1 protein-coding gene and 1 pseudogene are annotated in these 17,356 nt (G+C 73.4%); both read left to right on the top strand.

Annotated features, from left to right (window positions below; all coding sequences use genetic code 11):
• Positions 1-105 precede the first annotated feature (105 nt).
• A pseudogene (locus tag ACQEVM_RS34330) lies at positions 106-10,720 on the top strand (SDR family NAD(P)-dependent oxidoreductase); the annotation flags it as partial.
• 41 nt (positions 10,721-10,761) lie between these two features.
• Positions 10,762-17,274 (top strand): type I polyketide synthase, encoded by a 6,513-nt coding sequence (locus ACQEVM_RS34325; protein ID WP_433085901.1) that lies wholly within the window; start codon positions 10,762-10,764, stop codon positions 17,272-17,274.
• Positions 17,275-17,356 lie beyond the last annotated feature (82 nt).

The raw sequence follows: 17,356 nt of genomic DNA, 5'->3' as shown, positions 1-17,356 counted from the left end.
GGCAGACGACCGGTCGGCACGCGTCGGAACACCGTGCGGGCCCGAACTTCATCACCCAGCCACATCACGTCGGGGAGCTGAGATCACGTGGCGAACGAGCAAGAACTCCGGGACTACCTCAAGCGGGCCATCGCCGATGCCCGGGACGCGAAGAAGCGTCTGCGCGAGGTGGAGGACAAGGCGCAGGAGCCCATCGCGATCGTCGGGATGGCGTGCCGGTACCCCGGCGGGGTCGCCACCCCCGATGACCTCTGGAAGCTGGTCACCGACGGGGTCGACGCGGTGGGCGGGTTCCCCGTCAACCGCGGCTGGGACCTGGAGGGGTTGTACGACACCGACCCCGACGCGGCGGGCACCTCGTACACCGCCGAGGGCGGGTTCCTGCACGAGGCCGACCGGTTCGACCCCGAGTTCTTCGGGATGTCCCCGCGCGAGGCGCTCGCCGTGGACCCCCAGCAGCGGCTGCTGCTGGAGACCACCTGGGAGGCCTTCGAGCGGGCCGGGATCGATCCGGCCTCGCTGCGGGGCAGCCGTACGGGCGTGTTCACGGGCCTGATGTACAACGACTACGGCTCCCGCGCCGGGCTGCCCGCCGAGGGCAACGAGGGGTACCTGTTCAGCGGGAGCGCGGGCAGCATCGCCTCGGGCCGGCTGGCCTACACCTTCGGGTTGGAGGGACCGACGGTCACCGTCGACACGGCCTGCTCCTCCTCCCTGGTGGCCATGCACATGGCGGCGAACGCGCTGCGCTCCGGCGAGTGCGACCTCGCGCTCGCCGGCGGCGCGGCCGTGATGTCGACGCCCACCGCCTTCATCGAGTTCTCCCGGCTGCGCGGTCTGTCCGCCGACGGCCGTTGCAAGTCCTTCTCGGAGCACGCTGACGGCACCGGCTGGGCCGAGGGCGTGGGCCTGCTGCTCGTGGAGCGGCTCTCCGACGCGCGGCGCAACGGGCACACCGTGCTCGCGGTGATCCGCGGCACCGCCGTCAACCAGGACGGCGCGTCCAACGGCCTGACCGCGCCGAACGGCCCCTCCCAGGAGCGGGTCATCCTCCAGGCCCTGGCCAACGCAGGTCTGACCACGGCCGACGTGGACGTGGTCGAGGCGCACGGCACCGGCACCTCGCTCGGAGACCCGATCGAGGCACAGGCCCTGCTGGCCACCTACGGCCAGGACCGGCCGGAGGACCGGCCGCTGTACCTCGGCTCCCTGAAGTCGAACATCGGGCACAGCCAGGCCGCGGCCGGCGTCGGCGGCATCATCAAGATGGTCCAGGCGATCCGGCACGGAGTGATGCCCAAGACCCTGCACGCGCAGGAGCCCTCGACCCGGATCGACTGGGAGGCGGGCGCGGTCGCGCTCCTCCACGAGGCCCGGGAGTGGCCCGAGACCGGTGCTCCGCGCCGGGCCGGCGTGTCCTCCTTCGGCTTCGGCGGCACCAACGCCCACGTGGTCGTCGAGCAGGCCCCGCCCGTCCCGGAGGCGGCGGACACCGAACCGCTGCCGGCCCCGCCGGTGGTACCGCTGGTGCCGGTGGTGCCCTGGGTGCTGTCCGGCAAGTCGGCTCGGGCCGTGACCGGGCAGGCGGAGCGGCTGCTGGCGTACGTGGACGCCCACGGGGACCTCGATCCGGCAGAGCTGGGCCGGGCGCTGATCGGCGGGCGGGCGGCGTTCGACCACCGGGCGGTGATCGCGGGCGTCGACCGTGAGGAGCTGGTGAGGGGCCTGCGGGCCCTGACCGAGGACGGCTCGGCCCCGGGGTTGGTGCGGGGTGCGAAGTCCGCCGGCAAGACGGCGTTCCTGTTCACGGGGCAGGGCGCGCAGCGCGCCGGGATGGGCGAGGAGCTGTACGCCGCCTTCCCCGCCTACGCCACCGCCTTCGACGCAGTCGCATCGGAGCTGGACCAGCACCTGGACCGGCCGATCCGCGAGATCATCACCACCGGCGACAACCTCGACGACACCGGCAACACCCAACCCGCCCTCTTCGCCCTCGAAATCGCCCTCTACCGACTCCTCGAATCCTGGGACCTGAAGCCCGACCACCTCGCCGGCCACTCCATCGGCGAACTCGCAGCCGCCCACATCGCCGGAATCCTCACCCTCCCCGACGCCGCCAAACTCGTCGCCGCCCGCGCCCGACTCATGCAAGCCCTCCCCACCGGCGGCGCCATGATCGCCCTCCAAGCCACCGAAACCGAAACACTCCACCACCTCGAAGACCTCCACGACCACCTCGCCATCGCCGCCGTCAACGGCCCCACATCCGTCGTCGTCTCCGGCGACGAGAACACCGCCCTGCACCTCGCGGAGCAGTTCGAGGCACAAGGCCGCAAAACCAAACGACTCACCGTCTCCCACGCCTTCCACTCCCCCCACATGGACGGAATGCTCAAGGAGTTCAAGACCATCGCGGCCGGCCTCACCTACCACGAACCCCGCATCCCCATCGTCTCCACCCTCACCGGCAAACTCGCCACCGACAACGACCTGCGCACCCCCGACTACTGGACCGACCAGGTCCGCGGCACCGTCCGCTTCACCGACGCCATCTCCACCCTGGAAACCCTCGGCACCACCACCTTCACCGAGATCGGCCCCGACGCCGTCCTCACCGCCCTGGTGACGGGAGCCGTCGAGGACCCCGACGCCGCGGTGGCCGCGGCCACCCTGCGGGCGGGCCGCCCCGAGGCCCCGCAGCTGGCGTCGGCCGTGGGCCAGGTGTACGCGCGAGGTGGTCGGGTCGACTGGTCCGCGTACTTCGGCGGCCGGCTCGACTCCGCCCTCGACCTGCCGACGTACGCCTTCCAGCGCGAGCGCTACTGGCTCGACGCCGTCGAGGCCGCCGCCGACGCGTCGGGGCTCGGCCTGAGCCCCACCGACCACCCCATCCTCGGGGCGAGCCTGGACCTCGCCGACGGGGAACAGACCCTCTTCACCAGCCGGTTGTCACTGCGCTCGCACCCCTGGCTGGGGGACCACGCCGTCCTCGGCAGCGTCCTGCTCCCGGGCACCGCCTTCGTGGAACTGGCCGTCCTGGCGGGAGGCCGGCTGGGGACCCCGCAGGTGGAGGAACTGACCCTGTCGGCCCCGCTGGTGCTGCCCGAGCACGGCGGGGTGCAGGTCCAGCTCGTGGTCGCGGACGCGGACGGCTCGGGTCGCCGCGGTGTGGACGTGTACTCGCGTCCCGACGGCGAGGAGCCCGCCGAGGCCCGACCGTGGACGCTGAACGCCAAGGGCGTCCTGGCCCCCGCCGCCGACACCGGCGGCGAGGCCCTGTCGGTGTGGCCGCCGGCCGGCGCGACCGAGGTCCCCCTGGACGGGGTGTACGAGCGGCTCGCCGCCCAGGACTACGCGTACGGCCCTGCCTTCCAGGGGCTGCGCCGCGTCTGGAAGGGCGACGGGGAGATCTTCGCCGAGCTGGCCCTGCCGGACGCGCGGCGCGCCGACGCCGGACGCTTCCTGCTGCACCCGGCGCTGCTGGACTCGGCGCTGCACCCGCTGCTGCCCGGCGTGGTGGACGACGAACGGGTGGCGTTGCTGCCGTTCTCCTGGTCCGGGGTGAGCGTGCACGCCACGGGCGCCTCGGCCCTGCGGGTGCGGTTGACGCTGACCGGTCCCGAGGTGGCCTCGCTGACGGTGGCCGACGGGACGGGCGCCCCGGTGGCGACCGTCGAGTCGCTGCTGTTGCGCCCGCTGTCGAAGGAGGCGCTGCGCGAGGCGAACTCCACGGCCCGCGACGGGCTGTTCCGGGTCGCCTGGAACACGCTGCCCTCGGCACGCCCGACGGTGGACACCTCGGGTTGGGCCGTGATCGGCGACCTCACCGTCGAGGGCGCCCGCCCGTACGCCGACCTCGCCTCGGTCGCGGCGGCCGAACCCGTGCCGGGCACGCTCGTCCTCGCGCTGCCGGTCGGCGGCGTCGACACCGACGTGCCGACCGCCACGCACCGCGCGGTGCGGGAGGCGCTCGCGACGGTCCAGTCCTGGACGGCCGACGAGCGGTTCGCCGACACCACGCTGGTGGTGGTCACCCGGGGCGCCGTCGCCACCGCCGACGAGCCCGTCACCGATCTGGCGCAGGCCTCCGTGCGGGGTCTGCTGCTCGTGGCGCAGAGCGAGAACCCGGGGCGGATCGTCCTGGTGGACCTGGACGGTGACACCCTGCCGGCCTCCGCCCTCGCGTCGGGCGAGCCGCAGATCGCGGTGCGCGGCGACGCGTACCTCGTCCCGCGCCTGGCCCGTACCCGCCCGGACTCCGAGGCGGTGACGCCGCGTTGGGACCGGGGAACGACCCTGATCACCGGCGCGACCGGCGCGCTGGGCGGCGTACTGGCCCGGCACCTGGTCACCGAACACGGCGCGCGGCACCTGCTGCTCCTCAGCCGACGCGGTGCCGAGGCGGCGGGCGCGGCCGAGTTGACGGCCGAACTGACCGGGCTCGGTGCCGAGGTCACCGTGGCCGCCTGTGACGTCGCCGACCGGGAGGCCCTGGCGGGCGTGCTGGCCGCGATCCCCTCCGAGCAGCCGCTCACCGGGGTGATCCACACGGCCGGTGTGCTGGACGACGGCCTGCTCTCCTCGCTCACCCCCGAGCGACTGGGGAGGGTACTGGCGCCGAAGGTCGACGCGGCCTGGAACCTGCACGACCTCACCAAGGACCTGGACCTGTCGGCCTTCGTCCTCTACTCCTCCATCGCGGGCCTGATCGGCAACGCCGGCCAGGCCAACTACGCCGCCGGCAACACCTTCCTCGACGCCCTCGCCCAGTACCGGCAGGCCAACGGCCTCCCCGCCACCTCACTGGCCTGGGGCCTGTGGGCCCAGGCCTCCACCCTCAGCGGCTCCCTCGAGGAAGCCGACCTCAGGCGCATCGAGCGCACCGGGCTGTTGCCGCTGTCCACGACCGACGCCATGGACCTCTTCGACGCGGCCCCCGGCACCGGCGAGGCGATCCTCGCGGTGACCCGGCTGAACACCACCGCGCTGCGCAAGCAGACCGACGGCCCGCACCCGCTGTTCCGGGGTCTGGTCACGGCCGCCCCGCGCAAGGCCGCGTCCCGCGCGGCCGGCGAATCCTCGTTGGCCGACCGGCTGGGCGCCCTCTCCCCGGCCGAACGGGACCAGGCTCTGATCGACCTGGTCCGGGCGAGGGTCGCCGGGGTGCTCGGGCACACCGACCACACCGGCATCGACGCCGACCGCGCCTTCCAGGAACTGGGCTTCGACTCGCTGACCGCCGTCGAGCTGCGCAACCAGCTCAACACGGCCACCGGCATGCGGCTGCCCAGCACCCTCGTCTTCGACTACCCGAACCCGGCGGCCCTGGCCGCGCATCTGTCGGCCGAGCTGTTCGGGGACCGCGGGAACGCCCCGGCCGCCGTCGTGGCCGTCACGGTCGCGGCCGGTTCGGGCGGCGCGCCGGAGCCGATCGCGATCGTCGGCATGGCCTGCCGCTACCCGGGCGGGGTCTCCTCGCCCGCGGACCTGTGGCGGCTGGTCGCCCAGGGCGCGGACGCGATCACCGAGTTCCCGGTCAACCGGGGCTGGGACCTGGAGAACCTGTACCACCCGGACCCCGACCACACGGGCACCACGTACGCCCGGGGCGGCGGGTTCCTGCACGACGCGGACCTGTTCGACCCGGAGTTCTTCGGGATGTCCCCGCGCGAGGCGCTGGCCACCGACCCGCAGCAGCGGCTGCTGTTGGAGACCGCCTGGGAGACCGTGGAGAACGCGGGCATCGTCCCGGCCTCGCTGCGCGGCAGCCGCACGGGCGTGTTCGCCGGTGTGATGTACCACGACTACGGCTCGGCCCTCACGACGATCCCGGAGGACCTGGAGGGCTACCTGGCCAGCGGAAACGCGGGCAGTGTGGCCTCGGGCCGGGTCTCGTACACGCTGGGGCTGGAGGGTCCGGCGGTCACCGTCGACACGGCCTGCTCCTCCTCCCTGGTGGCCATGCACATGGCGGCGAACGCGCTGCGTTCCGGCGAGTGCGACCTCGCGCTCGCCGGCGGTGTCACCGTGATGTCCAGTCCCACCTCGTACGTGGAGTTCTCCCGTCAGCGCGGGCTGTCGCCCGACGGCCGCTGCAAGCCCTTCGCCGCCGGCGCCGACGGCACCGGCTGGTCCGAGGGCGTGGGCCTGCTCCTCGTCGAGCGGCTCTCCGACGCCGAACGCAACGGACACACCGTCCTCGCGGTCATCCGGGGCTCCGCCATCAACCAGGACGGCGCCTCCAACGGTCTGACCGCCCCCAACGGCCCCTCCCAGGAGCGGGTCATCCGCCAGGCGCTGGCCAACGCAGGTCTGACCACGGCCGACGTGGACGTGGTCGAGGCGCACGGCACCGGCACCACCCTGGGCGACCCGATCGAGGCGCAGGCCCTGCTGGCCACCTACGGCCAGGACCGGCCGGAGGACCGGCCGCTGTACCTCGGCTCCCTGAAGTCGAACATCGGGCACAGCCAGGCCGCGGCCGGCGTCGGCAGCGTCATCAAGATGATCGAGGCGATGCGCCACGAGGTGCTGCCCAAGACCCTGCACGTGGACGCGCCGTCCGGGCACGTCGACTGGGAGGCGGGCGCGGTCGAGCTGCTCACCGACGCACGGCCCTGGCAGGCGTACGAGCGTCCGCGCCGTGCGGCCGTCTCCTCCTTCGGCATCAGCGGCACCAACGCGCACGTCATCATCGAACAGCCCGCGGCCCGACCGTCGCCCGCGGCCGTCGACCGGGACCGGTCGCCGCTTCCGGTGGTGCCGTGGACCCTGTCCGGCAAGACGGCGCAGGCCGTGACGGACCAGGCCCGGCGGCTGCTGGAGCTGTTCTCCGGTGCCGGCGCGGGCGTCGACCCGATCGACGTCGGTGTCTCGCTGGCGGCCGGACGCTCGCTGTTCGAGCACCGGGCGGCGGTCGTCGGCACGGACCGGGACACTCTGCTGGAGGGTCTGCGGGCGCTGGCTTCGGGTGCCTCGGCGCCGGGGGTCGTACGTGACAGCCGGGTCGGCGGCAAGACGGCGTTCCTGTTCACGGGGCAGGGCGCGCAGCGCGCCGGAATGGGCGAGGAGCTGTACGCCGCCTTCCCCGCCTACGCCACCGCCTTCGACGCAGTCGCCGCCGAGCTGGACCAGCACCTGGACCGGCCGATCCGCGAGATCATCACCACCGGCGACAACCTCGACGACACCGGCAAACACCCAACCCGCCCTCTTCGCCCTCGAAATCGCCCTCTACCGACTCCTCGAATCCTGGGACCTGAAGCCCGACCACCTCGCCGGCCACTCCATCGGCGAACTCGCAGCCGCCCACATCGCCGGAATCCTCACCCTCCCCGACGCCGCCAAACTCGTCGCCGCCCGCGCCCGACTCATGCAAGCCCTCCCCACCGGCGGCGCCATGATCGCCCTCCAAGCCACCGAAACCGAAACACTCCACCACCTCGAAGACCTCCACGACCACCTCGCCATCGCCGCCGTCAACGGCCCCACATCCGTCGTCGTCTCCGGCGACGAGAACACCGCCCTGCACCTCGCGGAGCAGTTCGAGGCACAAGGCCGCAAAACCAAACGACTCACCGTCTCCCACGCCTTCCACTCCCCCCACATGGACGGAATGCTCAAGGAGTTCAAGACCATCGCGGCCGGCCTCACCTACCACGAACCCCGCATCCCCATCGTCTCCACCCTCACCGGCAAACTCGCCACCGACAACGACCTGCGCACCCCCGACTACTGGACCGACCAGGTCCGCGGCACCGTCCGCTTCACCGACGCCATCTCCACCCTGGAAACCCTCGGCACCACCACCTTCACCGAGATCGGCCCCGACGCCGTCCTCACCGCCCTGGCGCAGAACATCGTGACGGACGCGGTCGCCGTGCCGCTGCTGCGGCGGGGTCGACCCGACGCGGAGACCCTCGTCGCGGGTGTGGGCCGGTTGCACAGCCGCGGCTTCCGCGTCGACTGGGAGGCCTACTTCGCCGGTACGGGCGCCGAGCGGACCGACCTGCCGACGTACGCCTTCCAGCACGAGGCGTTCTGGTTGAAGGGATCGGGTGCGGCGGCCGAGGCCGGATACGGCCTGGACCCGACCGGGCACCCGCTGCTCGGGGCGGCCGTCACCATCGCCGGGGCCGACCAGGTGCTGTTCACCAGCCGGCTCTCGGTGCGCTCGCACCCGTGGCTGGCCGAGCACGCCGTCTTCGAATCGGCCGTGCTGCCGTCCTCCGCGCTGGTGGAGCTGGCGGTCCGGGCGAGCGACGAACTGGGGCTGGGCGGGCTCGCCGAGCTGGAGTCGAGCACCCCGGTGGTGCTGCCCGTCCAGGGCGCCCTCCAACTCCAGTTGGGCGTGGGCCCGGTGGACGCGGCCGGGCGGCGTCCCTTCACGGTCCACACCCGCGGTGACGAGGCCGAGGCCGGTTGGACGGTCCACGCGCACGGCTCCTTCGAGACCACCGGCGGACAGCAGGTGCCCGCCGCGGTGGGCGGCGAGGCCGTCGAGGTCCGGCTGCCCGAGGAACTGCTGCCCGACGCGGCCGCCTACGAGCTGCACCCGGCGCTGCTGGAGGCCGCGCTCGCCGGAACCGGCGGCGCCGGCGCGGCCGGCACGACCAGGATCCCGGCCCGGTGGCAGGGTGTCCGGCTGCACGCGACCGGCGCGACCGCCGTGCGGGTGCGGATCGCCCCGCTCGACGGGGACGCCGAGGGGGCCGTGACCGTACGGCTCTCGGACGCGGAGGAGCAGCCCGTCGCCACGATCGAGCGGCTCGTCTTCCGGGACGTGCCGGACGAGGAGTTCACCGCGCGCGCCGGCGGCAACCTGCCGCTGTTCCGGGTCGACTGGTCGGCCACCGCGCTGCCCGAGCCGGGCAGCCGGGTCCGCTGGGGCGTCCTCGGCGCCGCCGAGGGCGGTTTCGACGGCCCGTCCTTCGAGGAGGTGGCGGCGGTCGGCAAGGCCGCCGAGGCCGGGGCCGCCGTGGACGCCGTGGTGGCCCGGATCGCGCCGGACACCTCCGGTGACGTGGTGGGCGCGGCCCACGCGGCGGCGCGACAGGCCCTGTCGCTGGCGCAGGACTGGCTGGCCGACGACCGGTTGGAGGCGACCCGTCTGGTGGTCCTCACCCGGGGCGCGGTCGACACCGGTTCCGAGGGGGTTCCCGAGCCGGGCTCGGCCACCGTGTGGGGGCTGCTGCGCTCCGCGCAGGCCGAGGCCCCGGACCGGATCGTGCTGGTCGACCTGGACCACGCCGACGCCGGCGCGGTGCCGGTGGACGCCCTGTCCGCCGTACTCGCCTCGGGCGAGCCGCAGGCGGCGCTGCGCGGCGGCGAGGTACTGCTGCCGAGGCTGCGCCGCGTGGTCCGGGAGAGCGAGGACGCGCCGACCCCGTGGGGCCCGGAGGGCACCGTGCTGATCACCGGTGGCACGGGGGCGCTGGGCGCGCTCTTCGCCCGGCACCTGGTCGCCGAGCACGGCGTACGGAACCTGCTGTTGGTCAGCCGCAGTGGTGCGGACGCCGCGGGCGCGGCGGAGTTGCGGGCCGAACTCGGGGCGCTCGGCGCCCGGGTGACGCTGTCCTCCGTGGACGTCTCCGACCGGGACGCGCTGGCCGGAGCCCTGGCGGCGATCCCGACGGAACATCCGCTGCGGGGCGTGGTGCACGCCGCGGGTGTCCTCGACAACGGTCTGGTCGCGGCACTCGGGCCGGACAGTCTGGCGGCCGTGCTGCGTCCGAAGGCGGACGCGGCCTGGCACCTGCACGAGTTGACGCGGGACCTGGGGCTGTCGGCGTTCGTGCTGTTCTCCTCCAGCGTCGGTGTCATCGGTGGCCCCGGCCAGTCCAACTACGCGGCGGCCAACGCCTTCCTGGACGGTCTGGCCGCGCATCGTCGGGCCCTCGGGCTCCCGGCGACCTCACTGGCCTGGGGCCTGTGGGACCTGAGCCACGGAATCAACGCGGGCCTGGACGAGAACGACCTGAAGCGGTTCGGCCGCGAGGGCTTCCGGCCGGTCACCCCGCAGGAGGGCGGTGGTCTCTTCGACGCGGCCGCGGCCGGCGGCAGCCCGGCGGTCGTGGTGCTCCCGGTCGACCTGTCCGCGATGCGGGCGCACGGCCTGGTGCCGCCGGTGTTCCGGTCCCTGGTGCGGGTGGCGAACCGGCGCGCGGCCCAGTCCGGCACGGGCTCCGTGGAGCTCCTCGCGACCCGGCTGGCCGGGTTGTCGGCGCTGGAGCGGCACCAGATGGTGCTGGACCTCGTACGCGGTGAAGTGGCCACGGTGCTGGGGCACTCGGGCCAGGACGCGGTACAGGCCGACCGGGCCTTCCAGGAGATGGGCTTCGACTCGATGACGGCGGTGGAGCTGCGCAACCGTCTGGGTGCGGCGACGGGGGTCAGGCTGTCCGCGACGGTGGTCTTCGACCACCCGACGCCCACCGCCCTCGCGGAGCACGTGCTGGGCGAGGTGGCGCCCGACGGCGCCGGCGACGCGTCGGCGCCCGTGATGGCGGACCTCGACCGGGTGGAGGCGAACCTGACCGCCCTCCTGGAGGACGTCCAGGCGCGCTCCACGGTCTCTGTACGGCTCCAGGCGATCCTTTCCCGGCTGAACGAGGCGACGGGAACGGCCGCGGGCCCGGACCTGGCGAGCACGATCGAATCCGCTTCCGCGGACGACCTCTTCGACTTCATCGACAACCAGCTCGGCCGTTCCGCGAACTGACGGTCCCGACGTACGCAGCTCTGAGGAGAAGTTGATTTCGCATGTCCAATGAGACCAAGTCCAACGAACCGTCAGCGTCCACGGACCAGGCTGTTTCCAAAGAACAGAAGATGGTCGAGTACCTCAAGTGGGTGACCACCGACCTTCAGAAGACGAGGCAGCGGGTCGCGGAACTGGAGGCCGGCCAGGACGAGCCGGTCGCGATCGTCGGCATGGCCTGCCGCTTCCCGGGCGGGGTGACCTCTCCGGAGACCCTGTGGAAGCTGGTCATGGACGAGGCCGACGGGATCACCGACTGGCCCGATGACCGCGGCTGGGACATCGACGCCCTCTACGACCCGGAGCGCGGCAGGCCCGGCAAGTCGTACACGAAGAAGGGCGGGTTCCTTGAGGGCGCGGCCCTCTTCGACCCCGGCTTCTTCGGGATCTCGCCCCGTGAGGCGCTCGCCATGGACCCGCAGCAGCGGGTGCTGTTGGAGACCGCGTGGGAGACCTTCGAGCAGGCGGGCATCGACCCGACCTCGCTGCGGGGCACCCCGGTCGGCGTGTTCGCGGGCGTGGTGGAGCAGAGCTACCTGGGGCTGGAGGGCCCCGAGGAGCTTGAGGGCTACCTGATGACGAGCAAGTTGAGCGCCGTCGCCTCGGGCCGCATCGCGTACTCCTTCGGTTTCGAGGGCCCGGCCGTGTCCGTGGACACGGCGTGCTCCTCCTCGCTGGTGGCGCTGCACCTGGCGGTGCAGTCGGTCCGCAAGGGCGAGTCGTCCATGGCCCTGGCGGGCGGTTCGACGGTGTCCGGCAATCCGAGCGGCTTCGTCGACTTCTCGCGGCAGAACGGGCTGGCCGAGGACGGCCGGATCAAGTCGTTCGCCGCGGCGGCCGACGGGACCGCCTGGTCGGAGGGGGTCGGTCTGCTGCTCGTCGAGAAGCTGTCGGACGCCCGGCGCAACGGCCACGAGGTCCTCGCGGTGATCCGCGGCAGCGCGGTCAACCAGGACGGCGCCTCCAACGGGCTGACCGCCCCCAACGGCCCCTCCCAGGAGCGGGTCATCCACCAGGCGTTGGCCGCGGCGAAGCTGTTCGCGGCCGACGTGGACGCGGTGGAGGCGCACGGCACCGGGACCCGGCTCGGCGACCCGATCGAGGCGCAGGCGCTGCTGGCCACGTACGGGCAGAACCGCCCGGCGGACCGGCCGCTGCACCTGGGCTCGTTGAAGTCGAACATCGGGCACAGCGTCGCGGCGGCGGGCGCGGGCGGCGTCATCAAGATGATCATGGCGATGCGGCACGGGGTGCTGCCCAGGACCCTCAACATCGACGAGCCGACCCCGATGGTCGACTGGGACGCGGGCGCCGTCTCCTTGCTGACCGAGGCCCGCCCGTGGCCCGCCGGCGGCGCCCCGCGCCGCGCCGGCATCTCCGCCTTCGGCGTCAGCGGCACCAACGCCCACGTCATCCTGGAGGAGCCGCCGGCCGAGGAGGCCTCGGACGAGGGCCGGCCGGCCGGCGAAGCACCCGTCCGCGCGCTCCCCTTCCTGCCGTGGACGCTGGGCGCGAAGACCCCCGACGCGCTCGCCGACCAGGCCCGGCGCCTGCTGGAGCTGGTGGAGGCCGACGCCGGACCCTCCGCGCTGGACGTGGCGTACTCGCTGGCCACCGGCCGAGCGGCGCTGGAGCAGCGCGCGGTGGTCGTCGGCGCCGACCGGTCGGCGCTGCTGGAGGGCCTGCGCTCGCTGGCCGCCGGCGCACCCGACGCGAGCGTGGTGCGGGGCGCGAAGGCGGGCGGCCACACGGCGTTCGTCTTCACCGGTCAGGGCGCACAGCGTGCCGGGATGGGCGAGGAGCTGTACGCGCACTTCCCCGTGTACGCCGAGGCCTTCGACGCGGTCGCCGCCGAGTTGGACAGGCATCTGGACCGGTCGATCCGCGAGGTCATCGCCTCCGGCACGGACCTGGACGAGACGGGCTACACCCAGCCGGCCCTGTTCGCCGTCGAGGTGGCCCTGTACCGCCTCGTCGAGTCCTGGGGGATCACCCCCGACCACCTCGCGGGGCACTCCATCGGCGAGCTGACGGCCGCGCACATCGCGGGCGTGCTCGACCTCGCGGACACCGCGAAGCTGGTGGTCGCCCGGGCCGGGCTGATGCAGGCGCTGCCCACCGGCGGCGCCATGATCGCCGTGCAGGCCACGGAGGCGGAGGTGCTGCCGCTCCTCGAAGGCCTGGAGGACCGCCTGTCCATCGCCGCCGTCAACGGCCCGACCTCCGTCGTCGTCTCCGGCGACGAGGAGGCCGCCCTCAAGGTCGCGGGAAAGCTCGCCGAACTGGGCCGCAAGAGCAAGCGCCTGACGGTCTCGCACGCCTTCCACTCCCCCCACATGAACGGCATGCTGGAGGAGTTCCGGAAGGTCGCGGCCACCCTCACCTACAACAAGCCGCAGCTGCCCGTCATCTCCACCCTCACCGGCAAGCTCGCCACCGGGGACGACCTGCGCACCCCCGGCTACTGGACCGACCAGGTCCGCGGCGCCGTCCGCTTCACCGACGCGGTCCGCACCATGGAACAGTTCGGCGCGACGACCTTCGTCGAGATCGGCCCCGACGCCGTCCTGGCCGGGCTGGTCAGCGACACCCTCACCGACGCGACCGCCGTACCGCTGCTGCGCCGGGGCCGCCCCGACGCCGAGACCCTCGTCAGCGGCCTCGGCCGGCTCCACACGGCGGGAGTTCCCGTCGGGTGGCGTGAGTTCTTCGCCGACACGGGCGCCCGCCGCGCCGACCTGCCCACGTACGCCTTCCAGCACGAGCGGTACTGGGTCGAGACCAGCGGGATCGTGGCCGACGCCTCCGACCTGGGCCTCGAATCGGCGGACCACCCGTTGCTCGGCGCCGCGGTCACCATCGCCGGCTCCGACCAGGTCCTGTTCACCAGCCGGCTCTCGCTGCGCACCCATCCCTGGCTCGCGGACCACATCGTCCTGGGCCAGATCCTGGTGCCGGCGACCGCGCTGATCGAGATGGCGATCCGCGCCGGCGACGAGCTGGGCAGCACCGTCCTCGACGACCTGTCGATCCTCGGCCCGCTGGCCCTGCCCGAGAAGGGCGGCATCCACCTCCAGGTCAGCGTGGGCTCCGCCGCCGGCGGCGGTCGGCGCGAGCTGGCGATCTACTCGCGGCCCGACAACGCCGACGTGCCGTGGACCCTCAACGCCCGCGGCCACCTCAGCTTCCAGGGCGCGGACGAGCCGTTCGCGCTCACCGAGTGGCCGCCCGCCGGCGCCGAGGAGGTCCCGCTGCACGACGCGTACGAGAAACTCGCCACCCAGGGCTACGTCTACGGCCCGGTCTACCGGGGCCTGGACGCCGTCTGGCGCCGCGACGACGAGGTGTACGCCGAGGTCAGCCTGCCCGACGGGAGCCGCACCAGCCAGGCCGGTTTCGGCCTGCACCCGGCCCTCCTCGAAGTCGCGCTGGCGGCCTCCTGCCTCGCGAGCTACGGCACCGTCCCCGAGGGCGCGGTCTGGATCTCCACCGACTGGAAGGGCGTCCGGCTGTACGCGACCGGCGCCTCCAAGCTGCGCGTACGGCTCTCGCTCGACGCCGACGACGCGCTGGTCGTCCAGCTCGCCGACCAGAGCGGGCAGCCCGTCGCCCGGGTCGCGTCGGTCGCCTGCCGGGCCATCGCCGTCGGCGAGGTCTCCAACGCCCTGGCCCGCCGGCGCGACTCCCTCTTCCACGTCGACTGGGCGCCCTACCCGGTCGTCGCCACCGGGGACACCACCCACTGGGCGACCCTGGGCAAGGACGGTTTCGGGGACCGCCGGTTCACCGACGTGGCCCGCGCCGCACGGGTCATCGGCGCCGGCGAACGCGTCGACGTCGTCCTGGCCCGCCAGGAAACCCCCGACACCGGGGACCTGGCCGCCGACGTGCACACGGCGACCAGGAACGCGCTGGCCCTCGTACAGAACTGGCTGGCCGAGGAGCGCCTGGCCGACACCCGGCTGGTGGTCCTCACCCGAGGCGGCGTGGCCGCCCGCGACGAGGACGTCACCGACCTGGGCGCGGCCACCGTGTGGGGCCTGCTGCGCTCCGCGCAGTCCGAGAACCCAGGCCGGATCGTGCTCGTCGACCACGACCTCGACCTGGACGACCCCGCCGCCGACCCGTTCGCGGTACTGGCCTCGGTGGTCGCCTCCGGGGAACCCCAGTCGGCCGTGCGCGCCGGGCGGGTGCTGATACCGCGCCTGGGCCGGATCTCCGAGTCCGCCGCGGGCCGCACCGGCGAGTGGAACCCCGACGGCACCGTCCTGATCACCGGTGGCACCGGCAGCCTGGGCGCCCTGTTCGCCCGGCACCTGGTCGTCGAGCACGGCGTACGGAACCTGCTGCTCACCAGCCGGCGCGGTCTCGCCGCCGAGGGGGCGGGCGCGCTCGCGGCCGAACTGACCTCGCTCGGCGCCCGGGTGACCATCGCGGCCTGCGACGTCGCCGACCGGGAGGCACTGGCCGCGGTGCTGGCGGACGTCCCGCGCTCGCACCCGCTGACCGGCGTCCTGCACACCGCCGGCGTACTGGACGACGGGCTGATCGGATCGCAGACCCCGGAGCGGCTCTCGGCGGTGCTGCGTCCCAAGGTCGACGCCTCGTGGAACCTGCACGAGCTGACGAAGGACCTGGACCTTTCCGCCTTCGTGCTCTTCTCGTCCATCGCGGCGGTCGTCGGCGGCCCCGGCCAGTCCACGTACTCGGCCGCGAACCACTTCCTCGACGGCCTCGCCCAGCACCGCAAGGCCCGGGGCCTCGCCGCGACGTCCCTGGCCTGGGGCCTGTGGTCCCAGACCAGCGGCATGACCGGTCACCTCGACCAGGCCGACCTCCAGCGCATCGCCCGCAGCGGCTTCCGCCCCGTGGAGTCCGAGCAGGGCCCCGCCCTGTTGGACATCGCGTTGGAGACCGGTCACGCGGCGCTGGTCGCCACCCCGATGGACCTCGCGACCCTGCGGGAGCAGGTCCAGGTGCCGGTGCTGCTGAGCAAGCTGGTCCGCACTCCGGCCCGCCGGACCGCACAGAACACCGAGGTCTCCACGGAGACCCTGGCGGACCGGCTGGCCGGGCTGGCGACCGAGGAGCAGTCGCGGGCGGTGCTGGAGGTCGTCCTCGCGCAGGTCTCGGCGGTCCTCGGGCACTCCGACACCTCGGCGATCGACACGGGGCAGCCGTTCTCGGCGCTGGGCTTCGACTCGCTCACCTCGGTCGAGCTGCGCAACCAGTTGGGCACGGCCACCGGCCTCAAGCTGCCGCCCACGCTGGTCTTCGACCACCCGACGCCGCTCGCGCTCGCCGCGTTCCTGCACGGCGAGGTGGCCAGCGGGTCCGCCGGCCGCAAGGGAACGGACTACGCCGCGGAGATCCGGCTCGCCGACGACATCCGGCCCGCGCAGGAGATCGTACGTACCGCCGTGGACCCGAAGGAGATCCTGCTCACGGGGGCCAGCGGCTTCCTCGGCGCGTTCTTGCTGCGGGACCTGATGCGCGGTACCACGGGCCGGGTGCGCTGCCTGGTCCGCGGCGAGGACGAGGCCTCGGCGCTGGAGCGGCTGAAGGCCAACGCCCGCTGGTACCGGGTGTGGGACGAGATCGACGAGGACCGGCTGTCGGTCGTCCTCGGCGATCTGGCCGAACCGCGGCTCGGCCTGACCGAGGAGGCGTTCGACGCCCTCGCCCGCACCGTCGACGTGGTCTACCACAACGGCGCCCGGGTGCACTGGCTGCACCCGTACGAGACCCTCAAGGCCTCGAACGTCACGGGCACGGAGGAAGTGCTGCGGCTCGCGGCGCGCCACCGCACCGTCCCGGTGCACTACGTCTCCACCGTCGGTGTCTTCAACGGGGTGCGCGAGCCCGGCGTCCCGCTGAAGGTGACCGACCCGACCGGGCCGGCCGAGGCCCTCGCGAGCGGGTACCTGCGCTCCAAGTGGGTCGCGGAGCAGATCATCGGGCTGGCCCGGGACCGGGGCCTGCCGGTCTCGGTCTACCGCGTCGACGTGATCTCCGGCGACCAGGTCAACGGCGCCTGCCAGACCGCCGACTTCGTGTGGCTGACGCTGAAGGGCCTGGTCCAGTCCCGGAGCATCCCCAAGGGCACCGAGGGCCGCTTCCACCTGCTGCCGGTCGACTACGTCAGCGCGGCGATCACCGGCATCTCGCGGCAGCCCGGCGCGGTCGGCCGCACCTTCCACCTCTTCAACCGGAGTTCGCTGGCCCTGACCCGGTGCGCCGAGTTCCTGCGCGGCCTCGGCTACGAGCTGGACGAGGTGAGCTGGGACAACTGGAACACCACGGTGAAGGCGGGCGACAACGCGCTGCTGCCGCTGTTGGACGCCTTCGAGATGATGACGTCCGACACCGACGGGTTCTACCCGCCGATCGACACCACCGAGACGGCCGCGGCCCTGGCCGGCACCGGCGTCGAGATCCCCGTGCTGACGAAGGAACTGTTCGAGAAGTACGTCGGCTTCTTCGTCGAGGAAGGCCACTTCCCGGCGGCCCCGTGACGGGGGCGGCCACGAGAGAGCCCCGCCGGCCCGAGGCCGGCGGGGCTCTCCCCTTGCGTTGCGGCACCGCGTGTGGGACGCG

It is taken from the genome of Streptomyces sp. CA-243310 (assembly GCF_050936775.1).
Lineage (GTDB): Bacteria > Actinomycetota > Actinomycetes > Streptomycetales > Streptomycetaceae > Streptomyces.
This window is presented reverse-complemented; position numbering and strand designations above follow the sequence as displayed.